At 71.4% G+C, this 26,871-nt stretch carries 21 protein-coding genes; 9 read left to right on the top strand and 12 right to left on the bottom strand.

Features of this window, described 5'->3' with window-relative positions; genetic code table 11:
* Positions 1–99 precede the first annotated feature (99 nt).
* Positions 100–2,262, bottom strand: coding sequence for an N-6 DNA methylase (locus tag LWJ43_RS19260; protein WP_277333473.1), 2,163 nt, complete (start codon positions 2,260–2,262; stop codon positions 100–102).
* Between the two features lie 196 nt (positions 2,263–2,458).
* Here LWJ43_RS19260 and LWJ43_RS19255 point away from each other — a divergent pair, with 196 nt between their 5' ends.
* Positions 2,459–3,298 (top strand): DUF4352 domain-containing protein, encoded by an 840-nt coding sequence (locus LWJ43_RS19255; protein WP_277333472.1) that lies wholly within the window; start codon positions 2,459–2,461, stop codon positions 3,296–3,298.
* 220 nt (positions 3,299–3,518) lie between these two features.
* Here LWJ43_RS19255 and LWJ43_RS19250 read toward each other — a convergent pair whose 3' ends face one another.
* The 4 genes from LWJ43_RS19250 to LWJ43_RS19235 are packed head-to-tail and all read right to left on the bottom strand — an operon-like array spanning position 3,519 to position 6,931.
* The gene (locus LWJ43_RS19250) at positions 3,519–3,668 is read right to left on the bottom strand and encodes a hypothetical protein (RefSeq protein ID WP_277333471.1); all 150 of its coding nucleotides are present in this window, start codon (positions 3,666–3,668) and stop codon (positions 3,519–3,521) included.
* A 22-nt stretch (positions 3,669–3,690) separates the two neighbouring features.
* Positions 3,691–4,371 carry a hypothetical protein gene (locus LWJ43_RS19245; RefSeq protein ID WP_277333470.1) on the bottom strand — a complete coding sequence of 227 codons (681 nt, stop codon included), beginning with the start codon at positions 4,369–4,371 and terminating at the stop codon, positions 3,691–3,693.
* Between the two features lie 14 nt (positions 4,372–4,385).
* A complete protein-coding gene (locus tag LWJ43_RS19240; RefSeq protein ID WP_346771989.1) occupies positions 4,386–4,727 on the bottom strand; it encodes a hypothetical protein in 342 nt (113 codons plus the stop codon).
* A gap of 8 nt (positions 4,728–4,735) precedes the next feature.
* Positions 4,736–6,931, bottom strand: a complete 2,196-nt coding sequence (locus LWJ43_RS19235) for a glycoside hydrolase domain-containing protein (RefSeq protein ID WP_277333469.1) — start codon at positions 6,929–6,931, stop codon at positions 4,736–4,738.
* A gap of 446 nt (positions 6,932–7,377) precedes the next feature.
* On the opposite strand from LWJ43_RS19235, the gene LWJ43_RS19230 reads away from it, so the two are divergent.
* Positions 7,378–8,109 carry an HNH endonuclease family protein gene (locus LWJ43_RS19230; protein ID WP_277335934.1) on the top strand — a complete coding sequence of 244 codons (732 nt, stop codon included), beginning with the start codon at positions 7,378–7,380 and terminating at the stop codon, positions 8,107–8,109.
* Positions 8,110–8,335: 226 nt separating this feature from the next.
* Here the strand turns inward: LWJ43_RS19230 and LWJ43_RS19225 are convergent, their stop codons facing one another.
* Positions 8,336–9,202, bottom strand: coding sequence for an SCO6745 family protein (locus tag LWJ43_RS19225; RefSeq protein WP_277333468.1), 867 nt, complete (start codon positions 9,200–9,202; stop codon positions 8,336–8,338).
* Positions 9,203–9,306: 104 nt separating this feature from the next.
* On the opposite strand from LWJ43_RS19225, the gene LWJ43_RS19220 reads away from it, so the two are divergent.
* Positions 9,307–9,885 (top strand): TetR/AcrR family transcriptional regulator, encoded by a 579-nt coding sequence (locus tag LWJ43_RS19220; protein ID WP_277333467.1) that lies wholly within the window; start codon positions 9,307–9,309, stop codon positions 9,883–9,885.
* On the opposite strand, the gene mfd is transcribed toward LWJ43_RS19220, so the two are convergent.
* A complete protein-coding gene (mfd, locus tag LWJ43_RS19215) occupies positions 9,863–13,393 on the bottom strand; it encodes a transcription-repair coupling factor (RefSeq protein WP_277333466.1) in 3,531 nt (1,176 codons plus the stop codon). The genes LWJ43_RS19220 and mfd overlap by 23 nt on opposite strands.
* Before the next feature lie 182 nt (positions 13,394–13,575).
* Between mfd and LWJ43_RS19210 the strand changes: the two genes are divergently transcribed.
* Positions 13,576–13,818: a type II toxin-antitoxin system Phd/YefM family antitoxin gene (locus LWJ43_RS19210; RefSeq protein WP_277333465.1), complete on the top strand. Its 243-nt coding sequence runs from the start codon at positions 13,576–13,578 to the stop codon at positions 13,816–13,818.
* Entirely contained in the window at positions 13,818–14,192 is a 375-nt protein-coding gene (locus LWJ43_RS19205; RefSeq protein WP_277333464.1) for a type II toxin-antitoxin system VapC family toxin, read from the top strand. Before LWJ43_RS19210 ends, LWJ43_RS19205 begins: the two co-directional genes overlap by 1 nt.
* Positions 14,193–14,275: 83 nt before the next feature.
* Here LWJ43_RS19205 and LWJ43_RS19200 read toward each other — a convergent pair whose 3' ends face one another.
* Both LWJ43_RS19200 and LWJ43_RS19195 read right to left on the bottom strand, forming a co-directional pair.
* Positions 14,276–16,858 carry an ABC transporter permease gene (locus LWJ43_RS19200; RefSeq protein WP_277333463.1) on the bottom strand — a complete coding sequence of 861 codons (2,583 nt, stop codon included), beginning with the start codon at positions 16,856–16,858 and terminating at the stop codon, positions 14,276–14,278.
* On the bottom strand, positions 16,855–17,643 hold the full coding sequence (locus tag LWJ43_RS19195) for an ABC transporter ATP-binding protein (RefSeq protein ID WP_277333462.1): 789 nt from the start codon (positions 17,641–17,643) through the stop codon (positions 16,855–16,857). Before LWJ43_RS19195 ends, LWJ43_RS19200 begins: the two co-directional genes overlap by 4 nt.
* A 359-nt stretch (positions 17,644–18,002) precedes the next feature.
* Between LWJ43_RS19195 and LWJ43_RS19190 the strand changes: the two genes are divergently transcribed.
* The 4 genes from LWJ43_RS19190 (at position 18,003) to LWJ43_RS19175 (ending at position 22,151) form a co-directional block, all read left to right on the top strand.
* Positions 18,003–19,598, top strand: coding sequence for an MFS transporter (locus LWJ43_RS19190; protein WP_277333461.1), 1,596 nt, complete (start codon positions 18,003–18,005; stop codon positions 19,596–19,598).
* A gap of 149 nt (positions 19,599–19,747) precedes the next feature.
* Positions 19,748–20,551 carry an alpha/beta fold hydrolase gene (locus LWJ43_RS19185; protein WP_277333460.1) on the top strand — a complete coding sequence of 268 codons (804 nt, stop codon included), beginning with the start codon at positions 19,748–19,750 and terminating at the stop codon, positions 20,549–20,551.
* Positions 20,548–21,804 carry a PP2C family protein-serine/threonine phosphatase gene (locus LWJ43_RS19180; protein WP_277333459.1) on the top strand — a complete coding sequence of 419 codons (1,257 nt, stop codon included), beginning with the start codon at positions 20,548–20,550 and terminating at the stop codon, positions 21,802–21,804. Before LWJ43_RS19185 ends, LWJ43_RS19180 begins: the two co-directional genes overlap by 4 nt.
* The gene (locus tag LWJ43_RS19175; RefSeq protein WP_277333458.1) at positions 21,801–22,151 is read left to right on the top strand and encodes an STAS domain-containing protein; all 351 of its coding nucleotides are present in this window, start codon (positions 21,801–21,803) and stop codon (positions 22,149–22,151) included. The genes LWJ43_RS19180 and LWJ43_RS19175 overlap by 4 nt, the downstream gene beginning before the upstream one ends.
* Positions 22,152–22,189: 38 nt before the next feature.
* Here LWJ43_RS19175 and LWJ43_RS19170 read toward each other — a convergent pair whose 3' ends face one another.
* The 3 genes from LWJ43_RS19170 to LWJ43_RS19160 form a co-directional block, all read right to left on the bottom strand.
* Entirely contained in the window at positions 22,190–23,086 is an 897-nt protein-coding gene (locus LWJ43_RS19170) for a cellulose-binding protein (RefSeq protein WP_277333457.1), read from the bottom strand.
* Between the two features lie 205 nt (positions 23,087–23,291).
* Positions 23,292–25,826, bottom strand: a complete 2,535-nt coding sequence (locus LWJ43_RS19165; protein WP_277333456.1) for an SUKH-4 family immunity protein — start codon at positions 25,824–25,826, stop codon at positions 23,292–23,294.
* Entirely contained in the window at positions 25,823–26,800 is a 978-nt protein-coding gene (locus LWJ43_RS19160; RefSeq protein WP_277335933.1) for an SMI1/KNR4 family protein, read from the bottom strand. The genes LWJ43_RS19165 and LWJ43_RS19160 overlap by 4 nt, the downstream gene beginning before the upstream one ends.
* Between the last annotated feature and the right edge of the window lie 71 nt (positions 26,801–26,871).

Genomic DNA, 26,871 nt, shown 5'->3' with positions numbered 1-26,871 from the left:
TGCTCCTGGAAAGCACGTGGACGAAGTGTGCTGAGAGCGTATACACCCAGGCAGACAGTCGGTCCCCGTTGTGCACAACGTCTGTGGTCCGCACGGTCGTCAGTGTGGGGGCGCCGGGTCGACCGTGCCGTCCGTCAGGCCGTCGTACATCCCTTGGAGCAGCTGTCCGCCGAGCCGGCCCGCTGTGCGCAGGGCGTCCTCGAACGCGGCGAGGGTGCGGAACTGCCGTCCGTACCGCTGCTGTTCGGAAAGGGGAACCCGAGGCAGCTGGAGACGGCGCGCGTCGAGCCGGGCCGCCGTCGAGGCGTAGCTGCTGGCCTGGCGGTTGTTGGCGGTACCGCGCAGGAACCCGGCGAGGAACCAGGGGTCCAGTGCGGCCGGATCAGGGCGCAGCACCTGCAGGTTGCGGCCGAGCACCGCGCCGGCGGTGGCGTCGTCCACGACCCGGGAGAGCGTCCCACCGCCGAGCACGGGCAGCACGACGTCGCCGGGCTCCAGCAGGAGCGGTTCGTCCTCCGGGGCGGTCGTGCCGGTCGGGGTGCCGCTGGGGGCCGCCCCGGCGAGGACGTCCTGCTCGGTGAGGACGGGGGCGGCACCGCCGCCCGTGCCGGAGCCGGTGCGCAGTTGCAGGACCCCGGAGCGGACGAGTTCGCCGACCGTGGTCAGGGTGCGCCGGGACGGTTCGCGGGGTGAGGCGGGCGGCGGGGTGAGGCGGGCGGTGAGCTTCAGGGTCTCGTCAAGCCGTTCCCTCACCCGGTCGAGTTCGGCGGCACCACCCGCCGCGGGGGGCGGCAGATGGCGGGCGGGGGCGAGGTCGACGTCGTCGTCGAGCAGTTCGATGACGGGAACCACGCGGCTGACGCCGGGCCGGTCCACGGTGGCGTCCCCGCTGTCGGGGGCTCCCGGGCGGTCGAAGGCGCTCCAGGCGTCGAGTGCGGTGTTCCGTACGGCCGCCCAGTCCATCCGGTCACGGCCGACGGCCCCCGGGGCGGTCTCGGGGGACTCGGCGGTGTCCACGACGAGGAGTTCGGGCGTGGGCCTCCGGTCCGCCCCGGGCTTGCGCAGCACCCAGAGGTGGAGCGGGATGCCGTAGGGCGGCGCGGCACCCGCGGGGAGCGCGATGACGGCGCGCAGGGCGCCCCGGCGCAGCAGATCGGCCCGGATACGACGGCCGGACCGTCGGGACGCGGCGGCCGGCGGCATCAGCAGCACGGCGGTGCCGTCCTCGCGGAGATGGGCCAGCGCGTGCTGGACCCAGGCGAGTTCGGACTCCGTGCGGGCGGGGAGGCCGTATTCCCAGCGTGGGTCGTAGGCCAGCTCCTCGTGCCCCCAGTTGCGCTCGTTGAACGGCGGGTGGCAGAGGACGGCGTCCACGGCGAGGCCCGGGAAGGCGTCCGTGCGCAGGGTGTCCCCGGCCCGTACGGCGATCGCGCCCCGGGCCGCGTCAGGTTCCGTGGGTGCCCCGGCCTTCCCTGCGGCCTCTTCCGAGTGCAGGGCGAGGCGGAGCGCGGTGAGCGCGGCGAGATCGGCGTCGGCCTCCTGGGCGTACAGGGTCACCGGGCCGCCGACCGCGCGCAGCAGGGCGCCGGTCCCGGCCGCGGGGTCGAGGACGGTGCGGTCTGCCGTCCGCCCCCCGGCCGGTCCGCCGCCCGCCCCGCGCGTGACCTGCTCGGCCAGGTCCGCCATCAGGGCGGCGAGCCCCGGCGGGGTGAGTGTGTACTGGCGGGGATTGGCATCGAGCTGGCGGACGAACAGGAACTCGAAGGCGCGGCGTGCCCCCGTCCCGGCCGCGAGTTCGGCGGTGGCGCGCAGCAGGGGGACGGACGCCAGCAGCTCGGGTCCGGTCGGAGTGTGAACCGCGCGCTCGGGGCCCAGACGGGCCGTGAGCACCTCGTCCAGGGCGACCGGCAGGACCTCGGCCATCCGGGCGTCGGACACCGCGGTGATCTCCAGCCACGCCGTCGGCCTGTCCCTGACGAGCAGCAGGGCGCAGCCCGCGTGGACCAGCGCGGTGACGGCCCCGGCCGGATGCCCGGTCAGCTGCTGCCAGACCCGCTCGCGCAGAGGCACCTCGGCCAGTTTTCCCTGGTCGCGGAGCCACTGCTCGACCTCGGGCAGGGAGAAGGACGGGCTGGTGTCGGTGCCGCCGACCGGCCGGGGGAAGTCGGCGTGACGCCGGCGCCAGTTACTGACGGCCGCGCGCCCCACACCCGCGAGCCGGGCGATCCCGGCGGCGGTCACCTCTGTCGAGTTCTCGGGCACTGACTGTCTCCCCAGTAGATCCGTCGTGCCGGTGAGCATACCGACGACCGGCACGAAACCAATTCACAACGTACGACGCACGCTCGGGCATGTGCGGTGTTGACTCGGTTCACAGCGTCTGCTGTGATTGACCCACCGGAACAGCGAGCGGTGCACATCGCCGCTCACACACTCATGCTCCTCGGAGGGCACACCCATGTCCCAGTACTCGCAGCCGCCGCAGCCCCAGCCCCAGCAGCCCTACGCTCCCGTCCACGCTCCCGGGACACGTCCCGCCCGTAACGGACTCGGTATCGCGGCACTCGTCCTGGGCATCATCGGTTCCGTCTCCGGACTGATCCCGCTGCTCTTCTGGCTGGCCGGCATCCTCGGCCTCATCGCGCTGATCCTCGGCCTGTCGGGACGGGGCCGCGTCAAGCGCGGTGAGGCGACGAACAAGGGAGTGACCACCTTCGGCGCCGCACTCGGCCTTCTCGCGCTGATCCTGTCGGTGGTCGGCGCCGTCATCACGTTCAAGGCCGTGGACGACGCGGTGGACAGCATCGACAAGGAGCTCTCGGGGAGTTCGGCCTCCGCCAGACCGGGCGGAGCCGACAGGAGCACGAAGGGCGAGGCCGCGACGGACGTGGACGCCCCCGAGAAGGACCAGGCCCTGGCGGAAGGGGACGCGGCCGTGTACGACGACGGTCTCGAAGTGACGGTCAACGCCCCGGCCGCCTACACCGCGGGCGAATACGCGATCGGCCACACCAAGGGCAACAAGGCGTACACCGTCACGGTCGTCATCGAGAACAAGGGCAAGGAGAAGTTCGACGCGTCCCTCGTCAGCCTGGAGGCCCGCGCCGGCGAGGACGGGGTGGACGCGGAGCAGATCTTCGACGAGAAGATCGGGGAAGGCTTCGCCGGCACGGTCCTGCCGGGCAAGAAGATCACGGCCGAGTACGCCTTCGACGCCCCGGCGGACGCCGGCACCCTGAGCGTCGAGGTCAGTCCGGACTTCGACCTGGACGCGAGCCAGTGGGAGCTGAAGCTCTGACGTCCCTCTCGCACCGCGGACGCGCGAACCGGACCGCGCCCGCGGTGCCGGCGTCCCGCCGGGTTCCGGCCCGGGCGGGAGGGAGCAGACGCAGCGGCGGTCGACCGGGGGGCCTTGCTGCGTCTCTTCGCTCGGGGCAGGCACAACCGGAGCACGGGCCGTCGGAAATCCCGACGGCCCGTGCTCATGTCAAAACTCTCCGGAGAAGAACGCGTCGCGGTCAGAAGAAGGTCTTGTCCCACGTACCGGAGACAAAAGCCTTGACCGCCCGCTCGAAGCCGTTTCCGACACGCTGCATGCCGGCGTCGCCCGCGAACACGATGTCACCGTTCTCCACGAGCAGCACGTTCTCCTCGGTCTCCATGGCCACCCCGAAAGGCACTCCCGTGGGGTCAGGCCCGGCGCTGGACCCCGGCGAGCTGCTCCGCGCGGCTCCGCCGGGACGAGGACCGGACGTCCACCGCGGTACCGGCCCCCAGTCCGGGCGTTGTGTCCCAGTCGCGGAACCGCTCGCCGAGCGCCGCCACCCGCTCGTCGTCGGGACCGGCGTCGATGTAGAAGAGCGACTCGTCCACCTCGCTGTCGTCCCCGCCCCACCGCACCACGCCCTCGCAGTCGGCGAGGATGTCCCGGAGCACGATCTCCTGCTGCGGGAACAGCCCGCCCTTCGCGGCGGCGCCGGGCCGGATCCGCACCGCGGTACCGGACGCCAGATTCGATTCCGGCAGGCCCTTGCGGAGCGTGCCGGCCTGCCGCCAGCCGGCCAGGTCGACCGTGTGCAGCTGCTCGACCTCGTAGTGGAAGCGCCGGATCACATGGATGAGGACGGCCTCCACGTCGCCGATACGGAGGTCGACCTCCAGTCCCGTTCCGGCCACACGACGCGTCCACACCGTGGAGACGTGGTTCGCCTCCTTCTCGATCGGCCACCCGTTCGGTGAGACCGGGGCCTTCTTCGTCCGGACTCCCGTCGCCGCCGCAGCGGTACCCGGCACGAAGGAACCCACGGCGGCCGCGGCACCGATCACGGCCGCGCTCGTCACGACGGCCCGCCTCGATATGTCGTTTCGCACGCCTTCACTCCCTCTCAGAGAACCAACATGAGGATGAACGTCGGCACCAGCGCGATCAGGGCACCGGCCGGCCAGTACACCAGGGGGTCCAGCGCCATCCTGCGCCGGACGGGACGGTTCGCGAACCACCAGACGAGCAGGAACACGGCGTTCACCACCACTGCCGCCACCAGCCAGAAGAACAACCCGTCGTTCTCCGTCGGCTCACGCGAGGTCCAGCCCATGGAGGCGAGCGGCCCGTTCGACGCGTAGTACCAGAGCAGCCACACCGGGACGACACCGGGAACACCGAGCAGCACGTTCACACCCACGGCCACCGGCAGCCATTTCCACATGCGCCCAGTATTCACGCTCACGACCGCGCTCATGTGGTCCGCGAGAGCTGGTTGTAGTTCTCCAGCACGTTGTACAGCCCTATGAGCTCACGGCCGTACTTCGCGGCGTCGTCACCCGTCCCGTTGTACCGGGCGAGCAGCGCCTGGGTGTCGGCGGCGCTCGTGCTCAGCCCCGGTCTGGCGATCCCCAGCTGGTGCGCGTTGTAGACCGTCAGGTAGGAGACCGACCGGATGTTGTAGAGCGGGTCCTGGAGGTTGTCCCACACCCCCCGGGTGTCGGAGTCGGTCAGCGGCGTCCCGTTGATGATCCCCTGCTGCATGCAGTAGTTACGGGCGTCGATGGTGACCCAGGCGAAGATCTGGCCCCAGCCGGTGCTGGAGTCGTCCTTCAGCCCGTTCTTCACGGCCTCGTCCGCGACGAAGTCCAGGGGGTTCAGCTTGCGGAGCTCCCACAGCACCGGAGCCTGGATCAGCGCCTTGCGCAGTTTGAGCTGGCGCGCCAGCGACGTGAACAGCCAGTCCGCGCTCATCACGAGCTCGAACGCCTTGGTGGTGGAGATACCGCCCAGGGTGGCCCAGTCGCTGTCCGTCCAGCCGTCCCCGCCGGTCTCCGGGACACCGATCGACGTCAGGTAGTTCTTGACGTCCGTCAGCATCGGCGCCTCGTAGGCGGCCTTGTCCAGGTCGACGTCCAGGCCCTCGGTGTAGGCGCCGGGATCGAAGTCGCCCTGGCCGGTGTCACGGCCCGAGGCGATGTTCTTGTCGATCTCGATCGCGCCGGCCCCCGAGCCGACGGTGATGGTCACGATCTGGTCGAAGGCCCAGTTCGTCGGCATGGGGTAGCCGAGGTTCCCCGAGAACCCGCTCGACATGTCGGACACGAAGCTGGTCGCCGCGTATCCGGCGTCGGCCACCCGCTGGCACACGTTGCGCGGCCCGTAGACGCCCACGCCGTAGCTGGAGTTCTCCCCGATCGTGCGCATCACTCCGCGGAAGTGCGGGATGACGTACTGGCTGACCTCGGCGTCCATCGCGTCGTAGTCGACCGCGAAGTAGATGATGGTGCCCGGCTTGAACCCGTGGCGCTGCGCCCACTCGATCGCCATGAAGGCGTCGTTCGTGCCCTGGTTGTAGGTGAAGTAGTCCGCCGAGCGGCTCCACGTCTGGTAGATCGGGAAGCAGCGGAGCCCGTACTCCTTGATCGTGGCGAGCTCGCCCGGCTGGATCTGCTTCTCGGGCAGGCTCGTCGTGGACGCGCTGTAGAGGTAGCGGCCGATGTACCGGTAGCCGGCGTCCTTGAGGGTCTGGGCGCGCGCCGGCGTGATCTTCGTGACGCCGTCGCACGCCGTGCCCGGGCGGGACTGATCGCCGTAGGAGACGAGCAGCGAGGCCCACGTCTGGAAGTCGCCGTTCCCGGTGACCGGGAGCTTGATGAACGACTGGAAGCTCTCCACGCCGCTCTGGACGGTGGAGGTGAAGTTCCCGAAGGGGACGTCGCGCTTGTTGAGGATCATGGCGGCGGTGAACAGCTGCGCCCACGTGCCGGTGGTGCCGGTGGACACCGTGTGCGACCGGAGGCCGGACTGGGTGCCGGGGCCGAAGACGCCGTTGGCGGTCCCGTCGGCCATGCCCAGTTCGTACTGGATCGCGTACAGCATCGACTTGGCGACGTCGCGGGAGTGGTGGCCGTCGCAGGGGATGATGTAGAAGTCCTTGCGCAGGACGTACCGCCCGTTGAGCCACTGCTGGATGGAGCGGATCTGCTCCGAGCCGTCGCTGACGGTGACGTAGGCGTCCATGTTGAACAGACCCTTGACGACCTTCGGCCACAGCGAGCTGCCCGGATACGTGGAGCTCACGCCCATGTTCTGGTTCAGCTTCAGGACGGCGTCCTGGACGCGGGAGTTGTAGATGCCGTCGATCTCACCGCCGTCGTATCCCTTGCAGTACAGCGCGGACTGGATGACGCGACAGAAGTTCGCGGACGGGATGGTCGTGGCGTCGAGCTTCCCGTATTTCGAGGCGATGGTCGACAGGGTGGTCGGACCGAACGAGTCGGACAGAGCCGTGATACCCATCTCGTACTGGAGCGCCCGGGTGAGGGCGTACATCGTGGTCCAGCCGGTCTGACCGTTCTCGTCGAGCTTGGATATGCCGAGCGTCGCACCGTTGTTGTAGGTCGTGTTCACGAATCTCTGGGCGCGGCGCACCAACTCGTCAGCCATGAGCGGTCTCCTGACAACTGGATAGGGACGGGTCCGGGTGTGCGAGGGAGGAGCGGGCAGGGCCCGGGGGCGGTGTCGGGCGGGCGGCGGTGGTACCGGCGTGACGCGGCACCGCCCGGCCTACTCGTCCCGTTCCTCGTACGGGCCGCCGCCGGGCTTGTGCCGGACAGGCACGTCCCAGCCGTCGCAGAGTGATGTCAGAGCCCCCTCCGTAACACCCATGGCGTCATCATGACGGGGCCTCACCGAATCGACAGCCGATTTCCCGGCACATTTCAAGCCGTCGTCCGGAAAGCGACGAGGTAATCCCCCTGCCTCTGCCGCACCCTCGCCCCTTACGCTGATGCGTTGTGACTCCCTCCCCCGCCCCGCCCCGTGCCCGCCGTCTCCTTCCGCCCGCCGCCCTGACGTCGACGGGCGCGCTCGCCCTTCGCAGGAGGAGGGCCGTGGTCTCGGTCGCCGTGGCCGCCGTGCTCGTCGGGGGCTGTGACGGCCTGGAGCAGGGCGGAAGCTCCGCAGGCTCCGCACCGGACGCGGCGGCCGGCCGGGTGGTGAGCCCGCTGACGAATCCCGACGGGACGAAGCCGGGGCTCGCCGCGCTCACGTCGGAAGCGGACAAGGCCGACGCGCGCAAGCTCATCCAGGGACTCACCACGAAGGGGCGCGGGCCGAAGACGGGTTACGAGCGCGATGAGTTCGGCTACGCGTGGATGGACACGGCGGACGGGGTGCCGCTGGCGAGGAACGGTTGTGACACGCGGAACGACCTGTTGAAACTCCATGGGCGGCACGTGCGGTTCCGTTCGGGTTCCGACTGCGTGGTCGTTTCGATGGACCTGTACGACCCGTACACCGGCAAGGACATCGCCTGGAAGAAGGCCAAGGCCGCCGAGGTGCAGATAGACCACGTGGTCCCGCTGTCCTACAGCTGGCAGATGGGCGCCGCCCGATGGCCGGCCGACAAGCGCAGGCAGCTGGCGAACGACGTGCTCAATCTGCTTCCTGTCGAGGGGCGCGCCAACTCGGCGAAGCGGGACTCGGGGCCCGCGTCCTGGTTGCCGCCGGACAAGGAGATCCGGTGCTCGTACGCGGTGCGGTTCGCGCAGGTCGCCGAAAAGTACGAGCTCCCGGTGACGACGGCGGACAAGGCCACGATGCTGCGGCAGTGTCAGGACTGACAGCATCCCGCTGACGGGTCCCGCCCACGGAGTGCGGGGCCCATGTGGGACGCGGTGGCCAAGGTACGCAGCCATGGACGCCGCCGAGCTCGCCCGCCGGGCCCGGTCCTGGCCGGTCGCACCTGTCCGGGCCGGCTCGCTCTTCGGCGAGCCCCCGTTCTGACCGCGCCCCTCACGGCACCCGCGAGCGCGGCCTCCGGCCGGCGCGCCCGAGGACTGCCCCGTCTCACACCTTCCCGATGCCCAGCGTGTTCTCGGACGGCAGCAGGCCCGAGCTGATCACGTCCACCCACAGGGGACCGAGCAGCTCCACCAGTCGCTCCCGCTCCACCGTGTCCAGCGTGGTCCACGGGGCGGCGGCCAGTTCGTCCGTACGCCGTTCCACCTCGGCACGCAGCATGTGTCCTGCGTCCGTGGCCGTCCCGTCCTCCTCCTGCAGCCCGCGCTCCAGGAGACGGCCACCTCCCGCCGACCACTCCGCCCCGCTCCATCCCCGGCTCGCGAAGACCTCCGGGCGGGCGGCACCGACGGCCGCGAAGGAGACCAGCGACTCCACCGGGTCGAGGCCCGCCTCGACGAGCGCCGCAACATGGCCGTCCCCCCGGTGCTCCCGCAGGATCGTCGCCGCGTGCCAGAGCGCCAGGTGGGGTTCGTCCGGCCAGGACAGCGCGGCGGCGGCCCCGGCGAGGGGCCGCCCGGTCACGTCCGCCGCCGACACCACCCGCCGGGCGAGCGCGGCGGCTTCGGCGAGCTCCGGCCCGTCCACCCGGTCCCCGAACAGCGTCCGGTACGCCCGGTCCACCGCTCTCGCCCTGGCCGCGAGCACCGCGTCCGGGGAGGCGACGGACCAGACGGCCGGCACGTACGCCCGGATCATCCGGGGGCTGAAGCTGTGGAACGTCCCGGTCACCCGGTCCGCGCCCACCGCCCCGAGCGGCGCGGCACGCCAGGCGAAGTAGCCCGGCCATCGCTCCTCCGTGGTGTATCCCAGCGCGGCGGCCTCCTCCAGAGCCTCCGGCGCGTAGTAGACGACGGCGTGCAGGGGCTCCAGCAGATGCCACATCTGCCGCACGTGACCCCATTCGTCGGACATCTCCCGACCTCCGCTCTCCGGCCAATCTTGTCGGTGACTAGATACCCAGAGTGCGCGGCCCCCTCGAACTTGTCAATGACTAGATTGCGCGTACCGTACGTCCCATGACCAGCGAACGCGCCTACCACCACGGCGACCTGCGGCGGGCCCTGCTCACCGCCGCCCTCGACGTCATCGCCCAGGAAGGCCCCGACGCCCTGTCCCTGCGCGACCTGGCACGCCGCGCGGGCGTCTCGCACGCCGCACCGGCCCACCACTTCAAGGACCGCACCGGCCTGCTCACCGCCGTCGCGGCCGAGGGCTACGCACTCTTCGCGGACGCCCTCGCCGACGCCCCCGGCCTCCAGGAACGGGGCGTGGCCTACGTACGGTTCGCCGCCCAACACCCGGCGCACTTCCAGGTGATGTTCCGCCCCGAGCTGTACCGGCCCGACGACCCGGCGCTGCTCGCCGCGAAGGCCCGCGCGACGGAGGAACTACGCGCGGCCGTCGGCGAACTCCCCCGCACCGGCGACGACGCGAGAGCGGCCGGCATCGCGGCCTGGTCCCTCGCCCACGGCTTCGCCACCCTGCTGCTCAGCGGCAATCTGGACGGCCCGGTCGACGGCCGGGACCCCGCGGAACTGTTCCGGTCCGTCGCCGGATTCCTCTTCCGCTCCCCTACGACCCCAGAATCGTCGTGAGGAACTCCCCGGTCCACGAAAGGAGTTCGCGGCCCACGACCGGCTTCCCGCCGATCCGGCCCGCTGTCGGGCGCGGCACCAGGATCTGGCGCGTGGCCGGCTTGAAGATCGTCTTGGGGTGCAGCCGCTTCAGCCGCAGCTCCTGCGACTCGCGTAGCTCCACCGGCGCGAAGCGGATGTTCGGCCCCTGCAACACGATCTCGCCCACCCCGCAGGCCCGGGCCAGCATCCGCAGGCCCGCCACCAGCAGGAGGTTCTCCACCGGCTCCGGCAGCTTGCCGTAGCGGTCGGTGAGCTCCTCACGCACCGCCCGGATGTCGTCCTCCGAGTTCGCGGAGGCGATGGCGCGGTACGCCTGGAGACGCAGCCGCTCCCCCGGGGCGTAGTCGTGCGGGACGTGCGCGTCGACCGGCAGCTCGATCTTGACCTCCAGCGGCGGCTCCTCCTCGACGCCGCCGTCCACCGCCGCCCGGTAGTCCGCCACCGCCTCGCCGACCATCCGGATGTACAGGTCGAAGCCGACCCCCGCGATGTGGCCGGACTGCTCACCACCGAGCAGGTTCCCCGCGCCGCGGATCTCCAGGTCCTTCATCGCGACGTACATGCCCGCACCCATCTCGGTGTGCTGGGCGATGGTCGCCAGACGCTCGTGCGCGGTCTCCGTCAGCGGCTTCTCCGGCGGGTACAGGAAGTAGGAGTAGCCCCGGTCCCGGCCGCGGCCGACACGGCCACGCAGCTGGTGCAGCTGCGAGAGCCCGAAGTTGTCGCCGCGCTCCACGATCAGCGTGTTGGCGTTGGAGATGTCGATGCCGGACTCGACGATCGTCGTGGAGACCAGCACGTCGAACCTCTTCTCCCAGAAGTCGACGACGACCTGCTCCAGCTGACTCTCGCCCATCTGCCCGTGCGCCGTCGCGATCCGCGCCTCGGGCACGATCTCGCGCAGCCGCGCCGCGGCCCGGTCGATGGACTCGACCCGGTTGTGGATGTAGAAGACCTGGCCCTCACGCAGGAGTTCACGCCGCACCGCCGCGCCGATCTGCTTCTCCTCGTACGGCCCGACGAACGTGAGGACGGGGTGCCGCTCCTCGGGGGGCGTCGTGATCGTCGACATCTCGCGGATGCCCGTGACGGCCATCTCGAGCGTACGGGGGATGGGCGTCGCCGACATCGTCAGCACGTCCACGTTGGCCCGGAGCTTCTTCAGCTGCTCCTTGTGCTCGACACCGAAGCGCTGCTCCTCGTCGACGATGACCAGGCCCAGGTCCTTGAACTTCGTCTCCGACGAGAACAGCCGGTGCGTGCCGATGACCAGGTCCACGGACCCGTCCTTCAGCCCCTCCAGCGTCGCCTTCGACTCGGTGTCCGACTGGAAGCGGCTCAGCGCCCGGACGTTGACGGGGAACTGCGCGTACCGCTCGGTGAACGTCCCGAAGTGCTGCTGGACCAGCAGCGTCGTCGGCACGAGCACCGCGACCTGCTTGCCGTCCTGGACCGCCTTGAAGGCCGCGCGCACCGCGATCTCCGTCTTGCCGTACCCGACGTCACCGCAGATCAGCCGGTCCATCGGGACGGACTTCTCCATGTCCTCCTTGACCTCGGCGATCGTCGACAGCTGGTCGGGCGTCTCCGCGTACGGGAAGGCGTCCTCCAGCTCGCGCTGCCACGGGGTGTCCGGCCCGAAGGCGTGGCCGGGGGCCGCCATCCGCGCCGAGTACAGCTTGATCAGGTCGGCGGCGATCTCCTTGACCGCCTTCTTGGCGCGCTGCTTGGTCTTCGTCCAGTCGGCGCCCCCGAGCCGGTGCAGGGTCGGGGCCTCGCCGCCGACGTACTTGGTGACCTGCTCCAGCTGGTCGGTCGGGATGTACAGCCGGTCGCCGGGCTGGCCTCGCTTGGCGGGGGCGTACTCGACCAGGAGGTACTCACGGGTCGCGCCCTGCACCGTGCGCTGGACCATCTCGATGTAGCGGCCCACCCCGTGCTGTTCGTGGACGATGTAGTCGCCCGCCTGAAGGGTGAGCGGATCGACGGACTTGCGGCGGCGGGCGGGCATCCGCCCCAGGTCCTTGCTCGCGGTGCGCTGCCCGGTCAGGTCCGTCTCGGTGAGCACGGCCAGCTTCAGCGCCGGGTCGACGAAGCCGTGGTCGATGGCTCCGCACGAGACGTGGACGAGCGACGGCGTGATCTCGGTCAGGTGCTGGTCGAGGCGGGCCGGGATGCCCTCGCCGCCGAGCACCTCGACCGTCCGGGAGGCCGGGCCCTGCCCCTCGGTGACGTACACCGTGCGCCAGCCCTCGGCCAGCCACCCCTTGGTGTCGGCGAGCGCCCGGGCGGTGTCGCCCCGGTAGGCCTCCGGGGCGTGCATCCCGAGCTTGAGGGTGTCCCCGTCCAGTTCCTCGTCGGCGGCGAACGGGGAGGTGGACCACCACATCATGCCCAGCTCACGGGCCCGGTCCCGGACATCGGCGATGCCCCACAGGGAGGCCGCGCCGACGTCGATCGGGGCCTCGCCGCCTCCCGCCGTGGCCGCCCAGGACGCCTGGAGGAACTCCTGGCTGGTCGCGACCAGGTCCGCCGCCCGGGTACGCACCCGCTCCGGGTCGCAGACCAGCGCCATCGAACCCTTCGGCAGGACGTCGAGCAGCAGCTCCATCTCGTCCACGAGCACCGGGGCCAGCGACTCCATGCCCTCGACGGCGATCCCCTCGGCGATCTTCCCCAGCAGCTCACCCAGCTCCGGGTGGGCCTCGGCGAGGGCCGCCGCCCGGGTGCGTACGTCCTCGGTGAGCAGCAGCTCACGGCAGGGCGGGGCCCACAGCCCGTGCTCGGCGACCTCCAGGGACCGCTGGTCGGCGATCTTGAAGTAGCGGATCTCCTCGACGTCGTCGCCCCAGAACTCCACCCGCAGGGGGTGCTCCTCGGTCGGCGGGAAGACGTCCAGGATCCCGCCGCGCACGGCGAACTCCCCGCGCTTCTCGACCAGCTCGACGCGGGCGTACGCCGCTGCCGCGAGCGCGTCCACGACCTCGCCCAGATCCGCGGTCTGCCCACTGCTCAGCGCGACGGGTTCCAGGTCGCCGAGGCCCTTGACCTGCGGCTGGAGCACGGAACGCACCGGTGCGACGACCACGCTGACCGGCCCGGTCTCCGGGTCGTCCTGTCGGGGGTGAGCCAGTCGGCGCAGCACGGCGAGGCGACGGCCCACGGTGTCGGAGCGGGGGGAGAGCCGCTCGTGGGGCAGGGTCTCCCAGGAGGGGAACTCCGCCACGGTGTCGGGCGGCAGCAGGGTCCGCAGCGCCGCGGCCAGCTCCTCGGCCTCGCGGCCGGTCGCGGTGACGGCCAGCACGGTGCGCCCGGCCTCGCGGGCCAGCGCGGCCACCGCGAAGGGGCGTGCGGCGGGCGGGCCGACCAGGTCGACGTGGGCCCGGTGGCCGTCGGATGCGGCCTTCACCGCTTCGGAGAGCGCCGGGTCGGTGACGACGACGTCCAGCAGACCGTGCAGGCTCATGAAGGGTTCCGTCCGGTGTGGCGAGTGGGCAACGCGAAGGACCCGACACGTGGGACGGGCCGGGGTCTCCAGCGTACGACGCCGGTGTGTCACTCGCGCGAGGGAACGCCGTTGTCCGTACGGCGGCAGCGGGGCTAGCCTTAGTCCACCAGCTAGTCCACTTCTGGTCCGAGCGAGGCGTCATGGAAGCAGCCCGGCAGTACAACGTGCACAAGGCCAAGACACACTTCTCGCGCATTCTGCAACAGGTCGAGACCGGCGAGGAGGTCGTGATCAGCCGGGCCGGGGAGCCCATCGCGAAGGTCGTGCCCCTTCATCCGAAGGTACGGCGGACCGGTCGCGGATCCCTCCGGGGACAGATCCACATCCCCGACGACTTCGACGAGTTTCCGGACGACATCGCCGACGCCTTCGGGATGCGCTGATGCGCCTCCTGCTCGACACCCACGTCGCCCTGTGGTGGCTCGACGACTCCCCTGAGCTCTCCGACGAGCTGAAGGACCTCATCGACACGGAGCCCGCCGTCTACCTCAGTGCCGCGACTCCGTGGGAGATCGCCATCAAACAGTCGGCCGGAAAGTTGGCTGGTCCCGATGACCTGGCCGAGCGGGTCCGCGACTGCCAGCTGACCAGTCTCGCGATCACCGCTGGGCACGGCGTCAAGGCGGGCCGCCTCCCCCCGCTCCACCATGATCCCTTCGACCGCATCCTCGTCGCCCAGGCCCAGACCGAAGGCCTGACGGTCGTCACCCGCGACAAGTGGATCCCCCAGTACGACGTACCGGTCATGCACGCCTGACGTCGGCGGCCCGGGACGCGAACCGGCCCCGGGCGCTCGGAGGAGCGCCCGGGGCCGGACCGGTCAACCTACGTCCGGCACCGTCACCCGTCCGTGGCGATCGCGTTCAGGACGTTCATCCGGCCGGCCCGGAAGGCCGGGACCAGCGCGGCGAACAGTCCGACGAAGGCCGAGGCGACGAACACGGTGATGATCGTCGGCCACGGGATCTCCAGGACACCGAGCCCTTCCAGGGCCAGCAGCTTCTGGGCCGAGGTGCCCCAGCCCATGCCCAGGCCGAGTCCGAGCAGCGCGCCGAACAGGGCGATCACCACCGACTCCAGCCTGATCATCCGGCGCAGCTGGCGGCGGGAGAGACCGATCGCCCGCATCAGGCCGATCTCGCGGGTCCGCTCGACGACCGACAGGGCCAGGGTGTTCACCACACCGAGCACCGCCACGACGATCGCCAGGGCGAGCAGGCCGTACACGATGTTCAGCAGCTGGCCGACCTGGTCCTTCAGGTCCTCCTTGAAGTCGGCCTGGTTCTGCACCTTGTACTGCGGGTAGGCGGCGAGCTCGCTCTTGAGGGCGGCGTACGCCTCCTTCTCCTTGCCGTCCTGCGCCGAGGCGAACATGATCATGTTCGTGGGCATCCTGTCGGCGGGGACGTAGCGCTCGGCGGTCGTGGTGTTGATGTACATCGCGCCCTGGTCGACGGTCGTGTCGTCCGAGGTGATCGCGGCGACCTTCAGCTTCGCGGTCCCGCCGGCCTTGAACGCGACGGTGATCTCGTCCCCCGCCTCGATCCCGTGCAGCGTGGCGTAGTCCGAGCCGACCGACATGGCGTTCTCGCCGTAGGCCTTCGCCAGGTCACCGGCCACGGTCGTGCGCCGCAGGTCCTGCGGGTAGGTCGGGTCGGCGGCGGTGACGTGCTCGTCGACGGTCGAGCCGTCGGGGTTGGTGAGCTTCGCGGCGAGGACCTTGTAGTCGGTGACGTGCTCGATGCCCGGCACCTTCCTGACGGCCTCGGCGGCCTGCGGCACGATCAGCTGGCCGGTGTTCGACTGGACGATGAAGTCCGTGCCGACCGACTTGTCGAGCTCGTCAGTGGCCGAGGCGACCATGGAGGAGCCGACGACCGAGAGGCACGCCACCAGGGCGAGGCCGATCATCAGGGCGGCACCGGTCGCCCCCGTCCGCCGCGGGTTGCGCAGCGCGTTGCGCTCCGCCAGGCGTCCGACGGGGCCGAACAGCCGCAGGACGACGAGGCCGAGGCCCCGCACGACCGCGCCGGCGAGCAGCGGGCCGATCACGATGAAGCCGATCAGGGTGAGGACCACGCCGAGGGCCAGGTAGAGCGAGCCCTCGCTCGCGTCGTCGACCCGGGTCGTCGCCCACAGGCCGGCGGCACCGGCCCCGGTGAGGACCAGGCCGAGCACCGCCCGGACCCAGCCGGACCTGGCGTCCGCCGGGGTGCCGGCGTCACGCAGGGCGGCCATCGGGGAGACCTTGCCGGCCCGGCGGGCCGGGACGTACGCGGCGAGGACGGTGACGACGATGCCGAGCGCCAGCCCGATCGCCGGGGTCGTCCAGGCGATGGTGAGGTCCCGGGTGGACAGTTCCATGCCGACGGCGCCCATGAGCTTCATCAGCCCCACGGCGAGACCGATGCCGGCGGTGACGCCCAGGACCGATCCGACGATGCCCAGCAGGACCGCCTCGACGAGCACGGACCGGTTGACCTGCTTGCGGCTGGAGCCGATGGCCCGCATCAGGCCGATCTCACGGGTGCGCTGGGCGACCAGCATCGAGAAGGTGTTGACGATCAGGAAGATGCCGACGAGGAACGCGATCCCGGCGAAGCCGAGCATCGCGTACTTCATGACGTCCAGGAAGGACCCCATGGAGTCCTTGTTGGCGGCGGCGGCCTCCTTCTGGGTCTGCAGCTTGTACGCCGCCGGGTCGCCCAGGGCCGCGGCGACGCTCTTCTTCAACTCGGTGTCGCTGACGCCGGGTCCGGCGGTGACCGAGATGTGCGAGAAGACCCCGGATGCGCCCAGCAGCTTCCGCTGCGCGGTGGCGGTGTCGAGGTAGACGACGGCCGCGCCGGGGTTGGTGACGGTGAACGCGGCGATCCCGGAGATCTTCGCCGTGATGTCACCGGTGACGGAGATGGTGCGCACCTCGTCGCCGAGCTCCAGGTGGTGCCTCTCGGCGGTGTCGGCGTCGATCATCGCCTCGGTCGGGCCGCGCGGGGCGTGCCCGGAGGTGATCTCCATGGACCGCAGGTCGTTGTCGGTCCAGTTGCCCGCGATCGTCGGCGCCCCGGTGTCGGACCCGAGGTTCTTGTCGTGGCTGTCGACGAGCGTGACGGCCATGCTGACGACCGCGCCCTCGGCCTTCTCCACCCCGTCCACACCGGCGACCCGGGCCACGACGGACGCGGGGAGCGCCTCGGGCTTGCCGCCCCCCGGCAGGTCGTCGGCGTCGGCCGCCGCCTTCGGACTGACCGTCACATCGGCGGACGTCGCCGCGAAGAGCTTGTCGAAGGTGGTGTTCATCGTGTCGGTGAAGACGAGCGTGCCGCACACGAACGCCACCGACAGCAGGACGGCGACGGCCGAGAGCGCCATCCGTCCCTTGTGCGCGAGGAAGTTGCGCATCGAGGTCTTCCACACGGTCATGACGTCCGCCCGCGCGCGTCGAAGTCCTTCATGCGGTCGAGGACCTGCTCGGCCGTCGGGTTCTTCATCTCGTCGACGAGGGAGCCGTCCGCGAGGTAGAGGACCCGGTCCGCGTAGGAGGCGGCCACCGGGTCGTGGGTGACCATGACGATGGTCTGACCCAGCTCGTCCACCGACGTGCGGAGGAAGGACAGCACCTCGGCGCCGGCCCGTGAGTCCAGGTTCCCGGTGGGCTCGTCACCGAAGATGATCTCGGGGCGGGCGGCGAGCGCCCTGGCCACCGCCACGCGCTGCTGCTGCCCGCCGGAGAGCTGCGTGGGCCGGTGCCCGAGCCGGTCGGCGAGACCGACGGTCTCCACGACCTGCTGGAGCCAGCCGGCGTCGGGCCTACGGCCCGCGATGTCCATCGGCAGCGTGATGTTCTCGAGGGCGTTGAGCGTCGGGAGGAGGTTGAACGCCTGGAAGATGAAACCGATCCGGTCCCGTCTCAGCTGCGTCAGCTTCTTGTCCTTGAGGCCCGTGATCTCGGTGTCGGCGAGGTGGATCCGCCCCGACGTCACCGTGTCCAGCCCGGCCAGGCAGTGCATCAGGGTCGACTTGCCGGATCCCGACGGCCCCATGATCGCCGTGAACTGCCCGCGGGCGATGTCGACGTCGACGTGGTCGAGCGCCACGACCCGGGTCTCCCCCGCGCCGTACGCCTTGACGACCTGCCGCGCCCGCGCGGCGACGGCCGTACGCCCTCCAGTGTCCCCGTGCCTGGGAATGGTCACAGCCGTTGTCACGGTTTTTCTCCTATGTCGGTCGATGCGGGGACGTCTCTGAGTACGTTCCGAGTCTCGGGTGGGAAGGGGTTCCGGCGCGCTGGGGCCGGGGCCCGTATTCGAGGGGGGCTACCCCCACCCCGTCCCCTGTGGCCGGCCACATCCGCGATGTAGGAACACGCTAAGGAACGGGGCCCCCGTCTCTCGTCCTCCGGCGGGAGGAACGGTCCCTGGGCCCTGGTCCGTAGCTCCCCCTAGGGGTCCGAGCCCCTGGAGCGAGGCCCGTGTAGGGGTCTCACGCTTCGGCACGCGACTCCCGCGAGGCCACGGGCGGTGAGACAGTGACCCCCAGGAAATAGATGCATAGGGAAGGAACCCCTGTGGGCGGCACGGACGGCATCGGCGACACGGACAGCCCGGGAGCGGTGCACGGCGCGGCCGCCCCGGACGGGACACCGGACACGGCCCGCAGCCGCCGCCCGGTCGCCGCGGCACTCATGCTCGGCATGGGCCTCGCCGCCATCGACGGCACCATCGTCGCGACCGCCGTCCCGCAGATCGTCGGCGACCTCGGCGGATTCTCCGTCTTCTCCTGGCTGTTCTCCGGCTACCTGCTCGCCGTGACCGTCACCCTGCCGGTGTACGGGAAGCTCTCCGACACCTTCGGCCGCAAACCCGTCCTGATCGCCGGGATCATCCTCTTCCTGGCCGGCTCCCTGCTCTGCGCGGCCGCGTGGAACATGGCGGCGCTCATCGCCTTCCGCGTCGTACAGGGCCTCGGCGGCGGCGCCCTCCAGGGCACGGTCCAGACCATCGCCGCCGATCTGTACCCGCTCAAGGAGCGGCCGAAGATCCAGGCGAAGCTGTCCACCGTGTGGGCGACCTCGGCCGTGGCCGGACCCGCGGTGGGCGGGCTCCTCGCCGCGTACGCCGACTGGCGCTGGATCTTCCTGATCAACCTGCCGGTCGGCGCCGTGGCCCTCTGGCTGGTGGTCCGTCACCTCCACGAACCCGCACGGTCACGCCCCGCCACCCGTCCCCGGGTCGACTGGGCGGGCGCCCTCGCCGTCTTCGCGACCGGCGCGCTCCTGCTGACCGCCCTCGTCCAGGGCGGTGTCGCCTGGCCCTGGCTCTCCGCCCCCTCGCTCGGACTGCTGGGGGCCGCTGCCGCGACGGCCGCCCTGACCGTCGCCATCGAGCGCCGAGCCGCCGAACCCGTGATCCCCGGCTGGGTCTGGCAGCGCCGCACCATCGCCTCGGTCAACCTCGCCCTCGGCGCGATGGGGCTGCTCATGGTCGCGCCGACCGTGTTCCTGCCGACCTACGCCCAGTCCGTCCTCGGACTCGGCCCGATCGCGGCCGGGTTCGTGCTGTCCGTGATGACCCTGAGCTGGCCCGTCTCCGCCGCCCTCTCCGACCGGGTCTACAACCGCATCGGCTTCCGCAGCACCGCCGTCATCGGCATGTCCGGGGCCCTGCTGGTCCTGCTCTGCTTCCCGCTGCTGCCCTACCCCGGCGCCGCCTGGCAGCCCGCCCTGCTCATGCTGCTGCTCGGCGCGACGCTGGGCCTCTTCCAGCTCCCGCTGATCGTCGGCGTCCAGTCGACGGTCGGCTGGACCGAGCGGGGCACGACCACCGCCTCCGTCCTCTTCTGCCGCCAGGTCGGCCAGAGCCTGGGCGCCGCGCTCTTCGGCGCCGTCGCCAACGGGGTACTCGCCTCCCGGCCGGCCGACGCCCCCGTCCCCGGACTCCCCGGCGACCTGGACGCGGTCTCGCACGCCCTCGAGGACCCCTCGGCGCTCTCCGCCGCCGCGACGGACCACCTGCGCAGGGCCGTCGACACGGCCGTCGACCACGTGTTCACCGGCGCCGCGGCCGCCGCCGCCCTCGCCCTGCTGGTGCTCCTCACGCTCGCCCCGCGCCGCTTCCCGGTCCTGAAGGAGCACGAGAGCGCCCCCGTGTCACCCAAGGACTAGGCAGGACGAGTGCACCGCCGGTACCACACCGTCGAACCCCGGATCCTCGCGGTCACTTGCCGCCGGACGCGGCCGCCGACCCGGCGGGAGCCCGCCGGCCGACACGGACACGGAAATCGAGGGACGCCACGAAATGCGAGGATGCCTCCATGGACATAGTCAGCAGGAACAACGTCACGGTGACGGGCCCCCACGGCGCACCGGTCCTCCTCCTGGCGCACGGATTCGGCTGTGACCAGAACATGTGGCGACTGGTGGAACCGGCACTGGCCCGGGATCACCGCGTCGTCCGGTTCGACTACGTGGGATCGGGCAACTCCGACCTCACGGCGTGGAGCGAGACCCGCTACTCCACACTGGACGGCTACGCCCGCGACGTGGTGGAGGTCTGCGAGGCGCTGGACCTGCGCGACGTCCGCTTCGTCGGGCACTCGGTCAGCGCCATGGCCGGCGTCCTGGCGGCAGCGGCGGCACCCGACCGCTTCGACTCGCTGATCATGGTCGGCCCGTCCCCCCGCTACATCGACACCCCGGGCTACCGCGGCGGCTTCAGCGCCGAGGACATCGACGAACTTCTGGCATCCCTCGAGTCCAACTACCTCGGCTGGTCAGCCGCCATGGCGCCCGTCATCATGGGCAACCCGGACCGCCCGGAACTCGGCGAGGAACTGACCAACAGCTTCTGCGCCACCGACCCCGCCATCGCCCGCGTCTTCGCCAGGACCACCTTCCTGTCCGACAGCCGCGACCACCTGAAGACGGTGAGCGTCCCCACGCTGGTCCTGGAATGCTCGCAGGACGTCATCGCCCCCCGGGAAGTGGGCGCGTACGTCCACGCCGCGATCCCGGGCAGCCGGCTCGTCACCCTGGACGCGACCGGCCACTGCCCCCAGCTCAGCGCCCCCGAGGCGACCGTGGCCGCCATCACCGACTTCGTGAGGAACCGGTCGTGACGTGCCGCACCGGGCCGGAGGGCGAGGAGACCACCGCCTTCACCTCCCTGCTGGAGGACAGCGCGGAGGAACTCTACGAGTCCGCCCCCTGCGGCTACCTGTCCACCCTCATGGACGGGACCGTCGCGAAGATCAACACCACGCTGCTCACCTGGCTCGGCCGGTCCCGCGACGAGGTCGTGGGCCGCATGCGCTTCACCGACCTCCTGACCGTCGGCGGCAGGATCTACCACGACACCCACTTCGCACCCCTCCTGCGCATGCAGGGAAGCGTCAACGGCATCGCCCTGGACATCCGGCAGGCCGACGGCGGCCGGCTCCCCGTGCTCATCAGCTCCCTGACGAAGACCGGCCACGACGGCCGCCCCCTCCTGATCCGCACGACGGTGTTCGACGCCGGCGAGCGTCGCGCCTACGAGCAGGAACTGCTCCGCGAACGCCAGGTCGCCGAAGAGGCCCGCCGACGGGCCGAGGAGGACCGCGAACGGCTGCAGGAAGCCCTCGCGGTGCTGCAGAGCAGCCTGCTGCCCGCGCAACTCCCCCACGTACCGGGCATGGAAGCCGCCTCGCACTACCACACCGCCTCACCCGACCGTCTGGGCGGAGACTTCTACGACCTCTTCCCCCTGGACGGCAAACGCTGGGCCTTCTTCCTCGGCGACGTCTGCGGCAAAGGCCCCCAGGCCGCCGCAGTGACCTCGCTGACCCGCTACACCCTGCGGGCCGCGGCCCTCCACGACCCGGACCCCGTGGCAGCGCTCACCACCCTCAACACCGTCCTGCACGAGCGGTACACCACAGGCGACCCCCGCTACTGCACCGCCGTCTTCGGCGTCCTCGAACCCGACGGAGACACCGTCACCGTCGAACTCGCCTCCGGCGGCCACCCCCCGGCACTCGTCCTGCGCCGGGACGGCGACGCGGAGTACCTCCCCACCCCCGGCGGACTCCTCATCGGCATCATGCCGTCAGCCCCCTTCACCTCCGCCAGGACCGTGCTGGAAGCAGGGGACACCCTCCTCCTCTACACGGACGGGCTCACCGAGGCCCGGACCGGCGAGGAGCGCGAACTCTTCGGCGACGACGCCCTGCGTGACTTCGTGGCACACCTCACCGGCACCGGACCCCGCGAGGTCGTCAAGGCGGTGACCGGCCTGCTCAACAGCTTCGGCGACGGACTGGACGACGACACCGCCCTCCTCGCCCTCGGCATACCCGCGACCGATCCCATCCCTGCGAGTGGCACCTCATGAACCCACTGACGACGACCGTCCAGCACACAGAGACCGGACCCCTGCTGCGCATCGCGGGAGAACTCGACTACGGCTCCGCCCCCGAACTCCGCCGCCTCGTGACGAGCCTCGCCCTCGAACCCGGCCAACGACTCGTACTCGACCTCGCACACCTCAGCTTCTGCGACTCCAGCGGCATCACCGCCTTCATCGTCGCCCGCAACCACGCCACCGCGCACCAGGCCGACATCACGCTGCTCGCCGTACCCGGACCCGTCCTGCGCGTACTCCGCGTCACCGGGCTCGACCAGGTGTTCTCCCTCGCACCCGGCCCGGACACCCGGACCGACCGGGCCGCCGACGGCTGACCCGGACGGGGCCCCGGAGCGGACGCGCGGCTGACGGGCTACTCCGCCGGGCCCGTGGTCACCCGTCCCGTCAGCGCCGCCAGCGAACTGCGCACGTGCGCCATGTGCGCCTGCACCTCCTCGCGGCCCTCCTCGTGCTCCCGCAGGACCCGCTCCGTCTCCCGCACCACGCGCTCCTCCGCCGTCCTGGCCCCCGACACCAGCTCCGCCGCACGCGCCTCCGCGTCCTCCTGACCGTGCCGGGCCGCCTCCTCCGCATCGGCGAGCTCGCGCCGCGCCCGCGCGAGCAACGCCTCCCCGCGGTCCGTCAGTTCCCTCTCACGCTCCACCATCGCCGCGTCCGCCGCGGCGATCTCCGCATCAGCCGCCTTGCCACGCTCGGCATGCTCCTGCTCCTGATGCGCCAGCACACTCGCCGTACGGCGACGCGTCTCCGCCATCTCCGCATCCGCGACACCACGCACCTCACCCGCCTCCCGGCGCGCGTCCTCCACCGACGCCGCGGCCGCGTCCCGGGCCGCCGCCAGCGCCTCCTCCGCCCGGACGTCCGCCGCGTCCCGCACGGCCCCCGCCAACTCACGCGCCGCCTCACGGACCTCCCGGCCCGCCACGTCCGCCGCGTCACCCAGCTCCTGCGCGTCCTCCAGCGCCGCACTCCGCGCCGCCTCCGCCTCGGCCTCCGCCAGAGCCAGGATCTGCTGCGCCCGCTCACCCAGCGACTGATACGTCTGCGGCGGCAGCGAAGCCACCACCTCACCCAGCCGCGCCGACTCCGCCGCCAGCTCCTCCGCCAGCCCGGTCAGCCGCGCGATCCGCTCCAGGGCCCCGTCCCGCTCCGCCGACAGCGAGGCCACCACCCGGTCCACCTGCTCAGGGCGGTAACCACGCCCCCGCACACCCACGAACCCGTACGCGGACACCGGTCCACCACTCATCCCTGAAGCCCTCTTTCCCGCTCTCCGACTCCCCGACCATGAAGCAATACGTCAAGGATGCGGTAATTGGCCCGGAAGTCTGAATCGATCAGCCGCATTCAGGACGGAAGCGACCCGCATCACAGGACCGCGCACAAAAGGCGCCCGCCCCCACCAAGGGACGAGCGCCTCTCGCACACCACGGATCAGACGGGACCGGACCGCATCACAGCAGCCCGTCCCACATCTGCTCCAGCAGCACCGACCACCAGCCATCCGGAGACGCCAGCGCCGCCGGATCGATCGCCACCAGCTGCGCCTGGAAATCGACCGTCCAACGGCCCGCCTGCTCCGGATTCAGCCCGAACCGCAGCCGCCACATCCGGCCCAGCAACGCCATCGACCGCACGAACTCCGGCAGCCCCGTGTTCACGAACTGCGGCGGCACCGGCTGACCACCCGGGCCCGCCTCCACCGGAACGGCCACGATGTTCGCCGTCCCGTACTGCACACAGATCGCCCGGCCGAAGTCCGAACCCATCACCAGGTACGAACCCGCGTCCGACGCCGGCTGCACCTGCCGCTGCGCCGCCAGCTCCGCCAGCGTCGGCACCACCGGATGACCCGGCTGCGCCCAGAAGAACGGCCCGAAATCGGCGGGCAGCCCCGCCCACATCAGCGTCCGCGCCACCACCTCCGGCACACCCTGCCGGGACACCGCACGCTGATCGAAACGCAGCACACCCGGACCGAACGCCCCGTGCAGCTCCTCCGCCAGCGCCTCCGGAGGCACCGCACCGGCAGGCGGCATCTGCGGCAACGGAGCCCGCACCGGGGCAGGCCGCGCCGGACCGTCCGCCACCTGGTGCAACTCACCCTGATGCGTCAGCAGATGCTGCATCCCCTGCTGCCGGCTCGCATGATCCGTACCGTACGGCGCCACACTCGTGATCCGGACCTGCGGCCAGGTCTCCCTGATCATCCGCGCACAGTAACCACCGGGCAGCTCACACGACTCCAGTTCCGTGTGCAGCTCGATGACCTGCTGCGGCGGCACACCCATCGCCCGCAGCTCATGCAGCATCTGCCACTCCGGATGCGGAGTACCCGGCGCCGAACGCCGGATCAGCTGCTGCTCACTGCCGTCGGCCGCGCGGAAACGCAGCACGGCCTGATACCCCGGACCGACCGTCGGCTGCCCCGCCGGCCGCTGCGGATAGCCGTACGCGCCCGGAGGCGGCGGAGTGTGCGGACCCTGCCCCCCCGGCGCCCCGGGAGGACCGGGAGGCTGCGGCGCCCCCGGACCGACCTGGCCCGGACCCGCCAGCATCGTCGCGGCATGGTGCACCCCGCCACCCGGAGGCGGCGTCGCACCCGGAGGAGGCCCAGGAGGCCCAGGAGGTCCAGGAGGCCCGGGAGGTCCGGGCGGAGCAGGCGGCCCCGGAGGAGGCGTGGACCCCGGAGGCGGCGGCGCCACACCCGCGGCACCCGGAGCACCGGGAGGCCCGGGAGGAGCAGGCGGACCGGGCGGCCCCGGCGGACGCGGTGCGTTCGGCCCGCCGATACTCGCGTCCGCGAACATCGTCGCGGCATGATGCATCCCGCCCCCCGGAGGCGGCGTCGCACCGGGCGGCCCGGGAGGACCAGGAGGCGCGGGCGGCTGCGGCGCACCCGAGGGCTGCGCGCCCGGAGGACCGAGCTGCGAGACGAGCTGCGTCGGCACGTAACCACCCGCCGGCGCGCCGGGCGCACCCGGCCCCGAAGGCGGCGGAGTCGCCCCGGGACGCACCCCGGGAGTACCAGGCGCACCGGGCGGCGGCGGGGTCGTCGAACCCGTCCCCCGCGCACCACGCGGCTGCACCGTCGCCTTGCTCGTCGCCGCGTCCGCGATGTCCCTCGCACCGGCACCAGGGGCGCCGGGAACCGGGGAACCGGGAGGAGCCGGGACGCCGGGAGGAGCGGGAACCGCGGACCCCGGCGGCGGCGCCTGCGGATCCAGCCCGGGAACGACCGCCGTCGGCGGCAGCTGACTGCCACCCGACATCAGTGCCGTGGGCGCCTCCGCCGGGACCACCGGCGGCGGGGCGCCGTCGTCGTCCGACCCGGACAGCGGCGGCGCGAACACCGTGGCGGGCAGCGGCACCGCACCGTCGTCCGAACCCCCGTTCGTGTCCGTACCCGCCCACGGCGTAGCCCCGGCCGGCACCCCGTCGTTCGCCGTCGGCTCGTGCTCCACCTGCTCACCCGCAGCCGGCCACAGCGCACCCGAACCGTCCCGCGCGGGCGCGGGAACGGACGGAGCGGAAGACGCGGGACCGGAATCAGCGACAGGCCCCGGAGCGGAAGGCCCCTCCGCGTCCGCCCCCGCACGCCGGTCCGGAATGCCCAGCTTGTCCGCCGCCTCCTGCAGCCACTCCGGCGGAGTCAACAGGAACGACGTCTGATTCAGATCGATACGCTGCGGCGCCTCCGGAGCCGGCTGCACATCCCCCGACGCCCCGTAATCCTCCTCGTAACGCCGTATCACCTCACCCACCGGCAGCCCGGGCCACAACGTGGCCTCACCACTGTCCCGGGCGATCACCAGCCGCTGACGGCCCCCGTCCGAAACAGGGCCCTCCGCACGGTCCTCGGCCCACACCACGAAACCCAGCTCGAACTCACGGACCCGGACCTCACGGTGCTGATACGCGGGCACGTCACCGTTGACCCACTCATCCGCCCGCTCCTGCGCCTGCGCGAACGTCACCACCGCGCTCACCCCTCCACCGGGACGGCACGCGCGAAGCCACCGTCCACCATCAGGTTCGCCACCGTCTCCAGCTCCGGCGGATTACCCGCGAGACGCTGGAGGAACGCGTCGAAGTCCTCACCGCACGGCAGCAGCAGCCGGTCCACCCGCTCCTGCACACCCCAGCCGTCCTGGTCCCGCGCGTCGTCGTACGCACAGAACCACACCGACCCCAGACCCTCGCCGCGCACCTTCACCGCGACGATGCCGCCCTGGACGAAACCCACGCCCAGGAAGTCCTTCGTGAAATGGTCCCGCAGACACTTGTTGACGTACACCAGGTCATTCATCGCCGCTTCCTCACGCACCGTGAAGAACGGCTGGTCCACCAGCAGACCCAGCTCCGCGTCCAGCGCAGCACCCACCGGAGCCGAACCACCGGCAGCCTTCAGGAACGACCGGTACGCACCCGGAAGCCGATACCCCAGATCCTCCTCGACCCCCAGGATCTGCTGCTCACCCACCGCCACCGCAGCCTTCGGCAACCGGAAATGAGCCGGCCGGGTCTCCTGCAGCGGCCGCGTGCCCCGGCGGTCCTGATCCACCGCGGTCGTCGCCAGCCCACCGTGATGACGCAGCAGCGCCTTCACCTCGACGGGCACCAGCTCCATCCGCCGGCCACCCGCCACGTGATGCCACGTCCAGCCGTGCGGGGTCGCCACCGCGGGGATCGTGTCCCACAGCTCATGACCACTCGCCGCCAGCGCCGCGTTCGCCGACACGTAGTCCGTCAGCCGCAACTCGTCGATACCGAAACCCGGAGGAGGATCCGCGATCTCCGCGGCCGCGCGCGCGTACGGCGAAAGCACCGGATGGCCGTTCCCGTCCACGCGCACACCTCTCGGGTGGCGGGACGCCCGGACAGGATCCGGGAAATGCACGACCTGCCCGGCATAGGCCGCATTCGGTGGCGCGGATTGCTGCCCGAGCCGACCTGTCGTCATGGCGGTTGCCCCCTGCTGCGTCTGGTGTTCCGCACAGCCTATGCGGTGGCGCAACAAGGCCCCCCGCCCCC

The organism is Streptomyces sp. JH34 (genome assembly GCF_029428875.1).
Taxonomy (GTDB): Bacteria; Actinomycetota; Actinomycetes; order Streptomycetales; family Streptomycetaceae; genus Streptomyces.
Note: the sequence above shows the minus strand (reverse complement) of the source record. Positions and strands in the feature narration are given on the sequence as shown.

Coding starts and splice junctions, on each gene's coding strand:
- LWJ43_RS19255 (WP_277333472.1), top strand. CDS start 2,459: ATGTCCCAGTACTCGCAGCCGCCGCAGCCCCAGCCCCAGCAGCCCTAC.
- LWJ43_RS19235 (WP_277333469.1), bottom strand. CDS start 6,931: ATGGCTGACGAGTTGGTGCGCCGCGCCCAGAGATTCGTGAACACGACC.
- LWJ43_RS19225 (WP_277333468.1), bottom strand. CDS start 9,202: ATGTCCGACGAATGGGGTCACGTGCGGCAGATGTGGCATCTGCTGGAG.
- LWJ43_RS19220 (WP_277333467.1), top strand. CDS start 9,307: ATGACCAGCGAACGCGCCTACCACCACGGCGACCTGCGGCGGGCCCTG.
- mfd (WP_277333466.1), bottom strand. CDS start 13,393: ATGAGCCTGCACGGTCTGCTGGACGTCGTCGTCACCGACCCGGCGCTC.
- LWJ43_RS19210 (WP_277333465.1), top strand. CDS start 13,576: ATGGAAGCAGCCCGGCAGTACAACGTGCACAAGGCCAAGACACACTTC.
- LWJ43_RS19205 (WP_277333464.1), top strand. CDS start 13,818: ATGCGCCTCCTGCTCGACACCCACGTCGCCCTGTGGTGGCTCGACGAC.
- LWJ43_RS19200 (WP_277333463.1), bottom strand. CDS start 16,858: ATGACCGTGTGGAAGACCTCGATGCGCAACTTCCTCGCGCACAAGGGA.
- LWJ43_RS19185 (WP_277333460.1), top strand. CDS start 19,748: ATGGACATAGTCAGCAGGAACAACGTCACGGTGACGGGCCCCCACGGC.
- LWJ43_RS19175 (WP_277333458.1), top strand. CDS start 21,801: ATGAACCCACTGACGACGACCGTCCAGCACACAGAGACCGGACCCCTG.
- LWJ43_RS19170 (WP_277333457.1), bottom strand. CDS start 23,086: ATGAGTGGTGGACCGGTGTCCGCGTACGGGTTCGTGGGTGTGCGGGGG.
- LWJ43_RS19160 (WP_277335933.1), bottom strand. CDS start 26,800: ATGACGACAGGTCGGCTCGGGCAGCAATCCGCGCCACCGAATGCGGCC.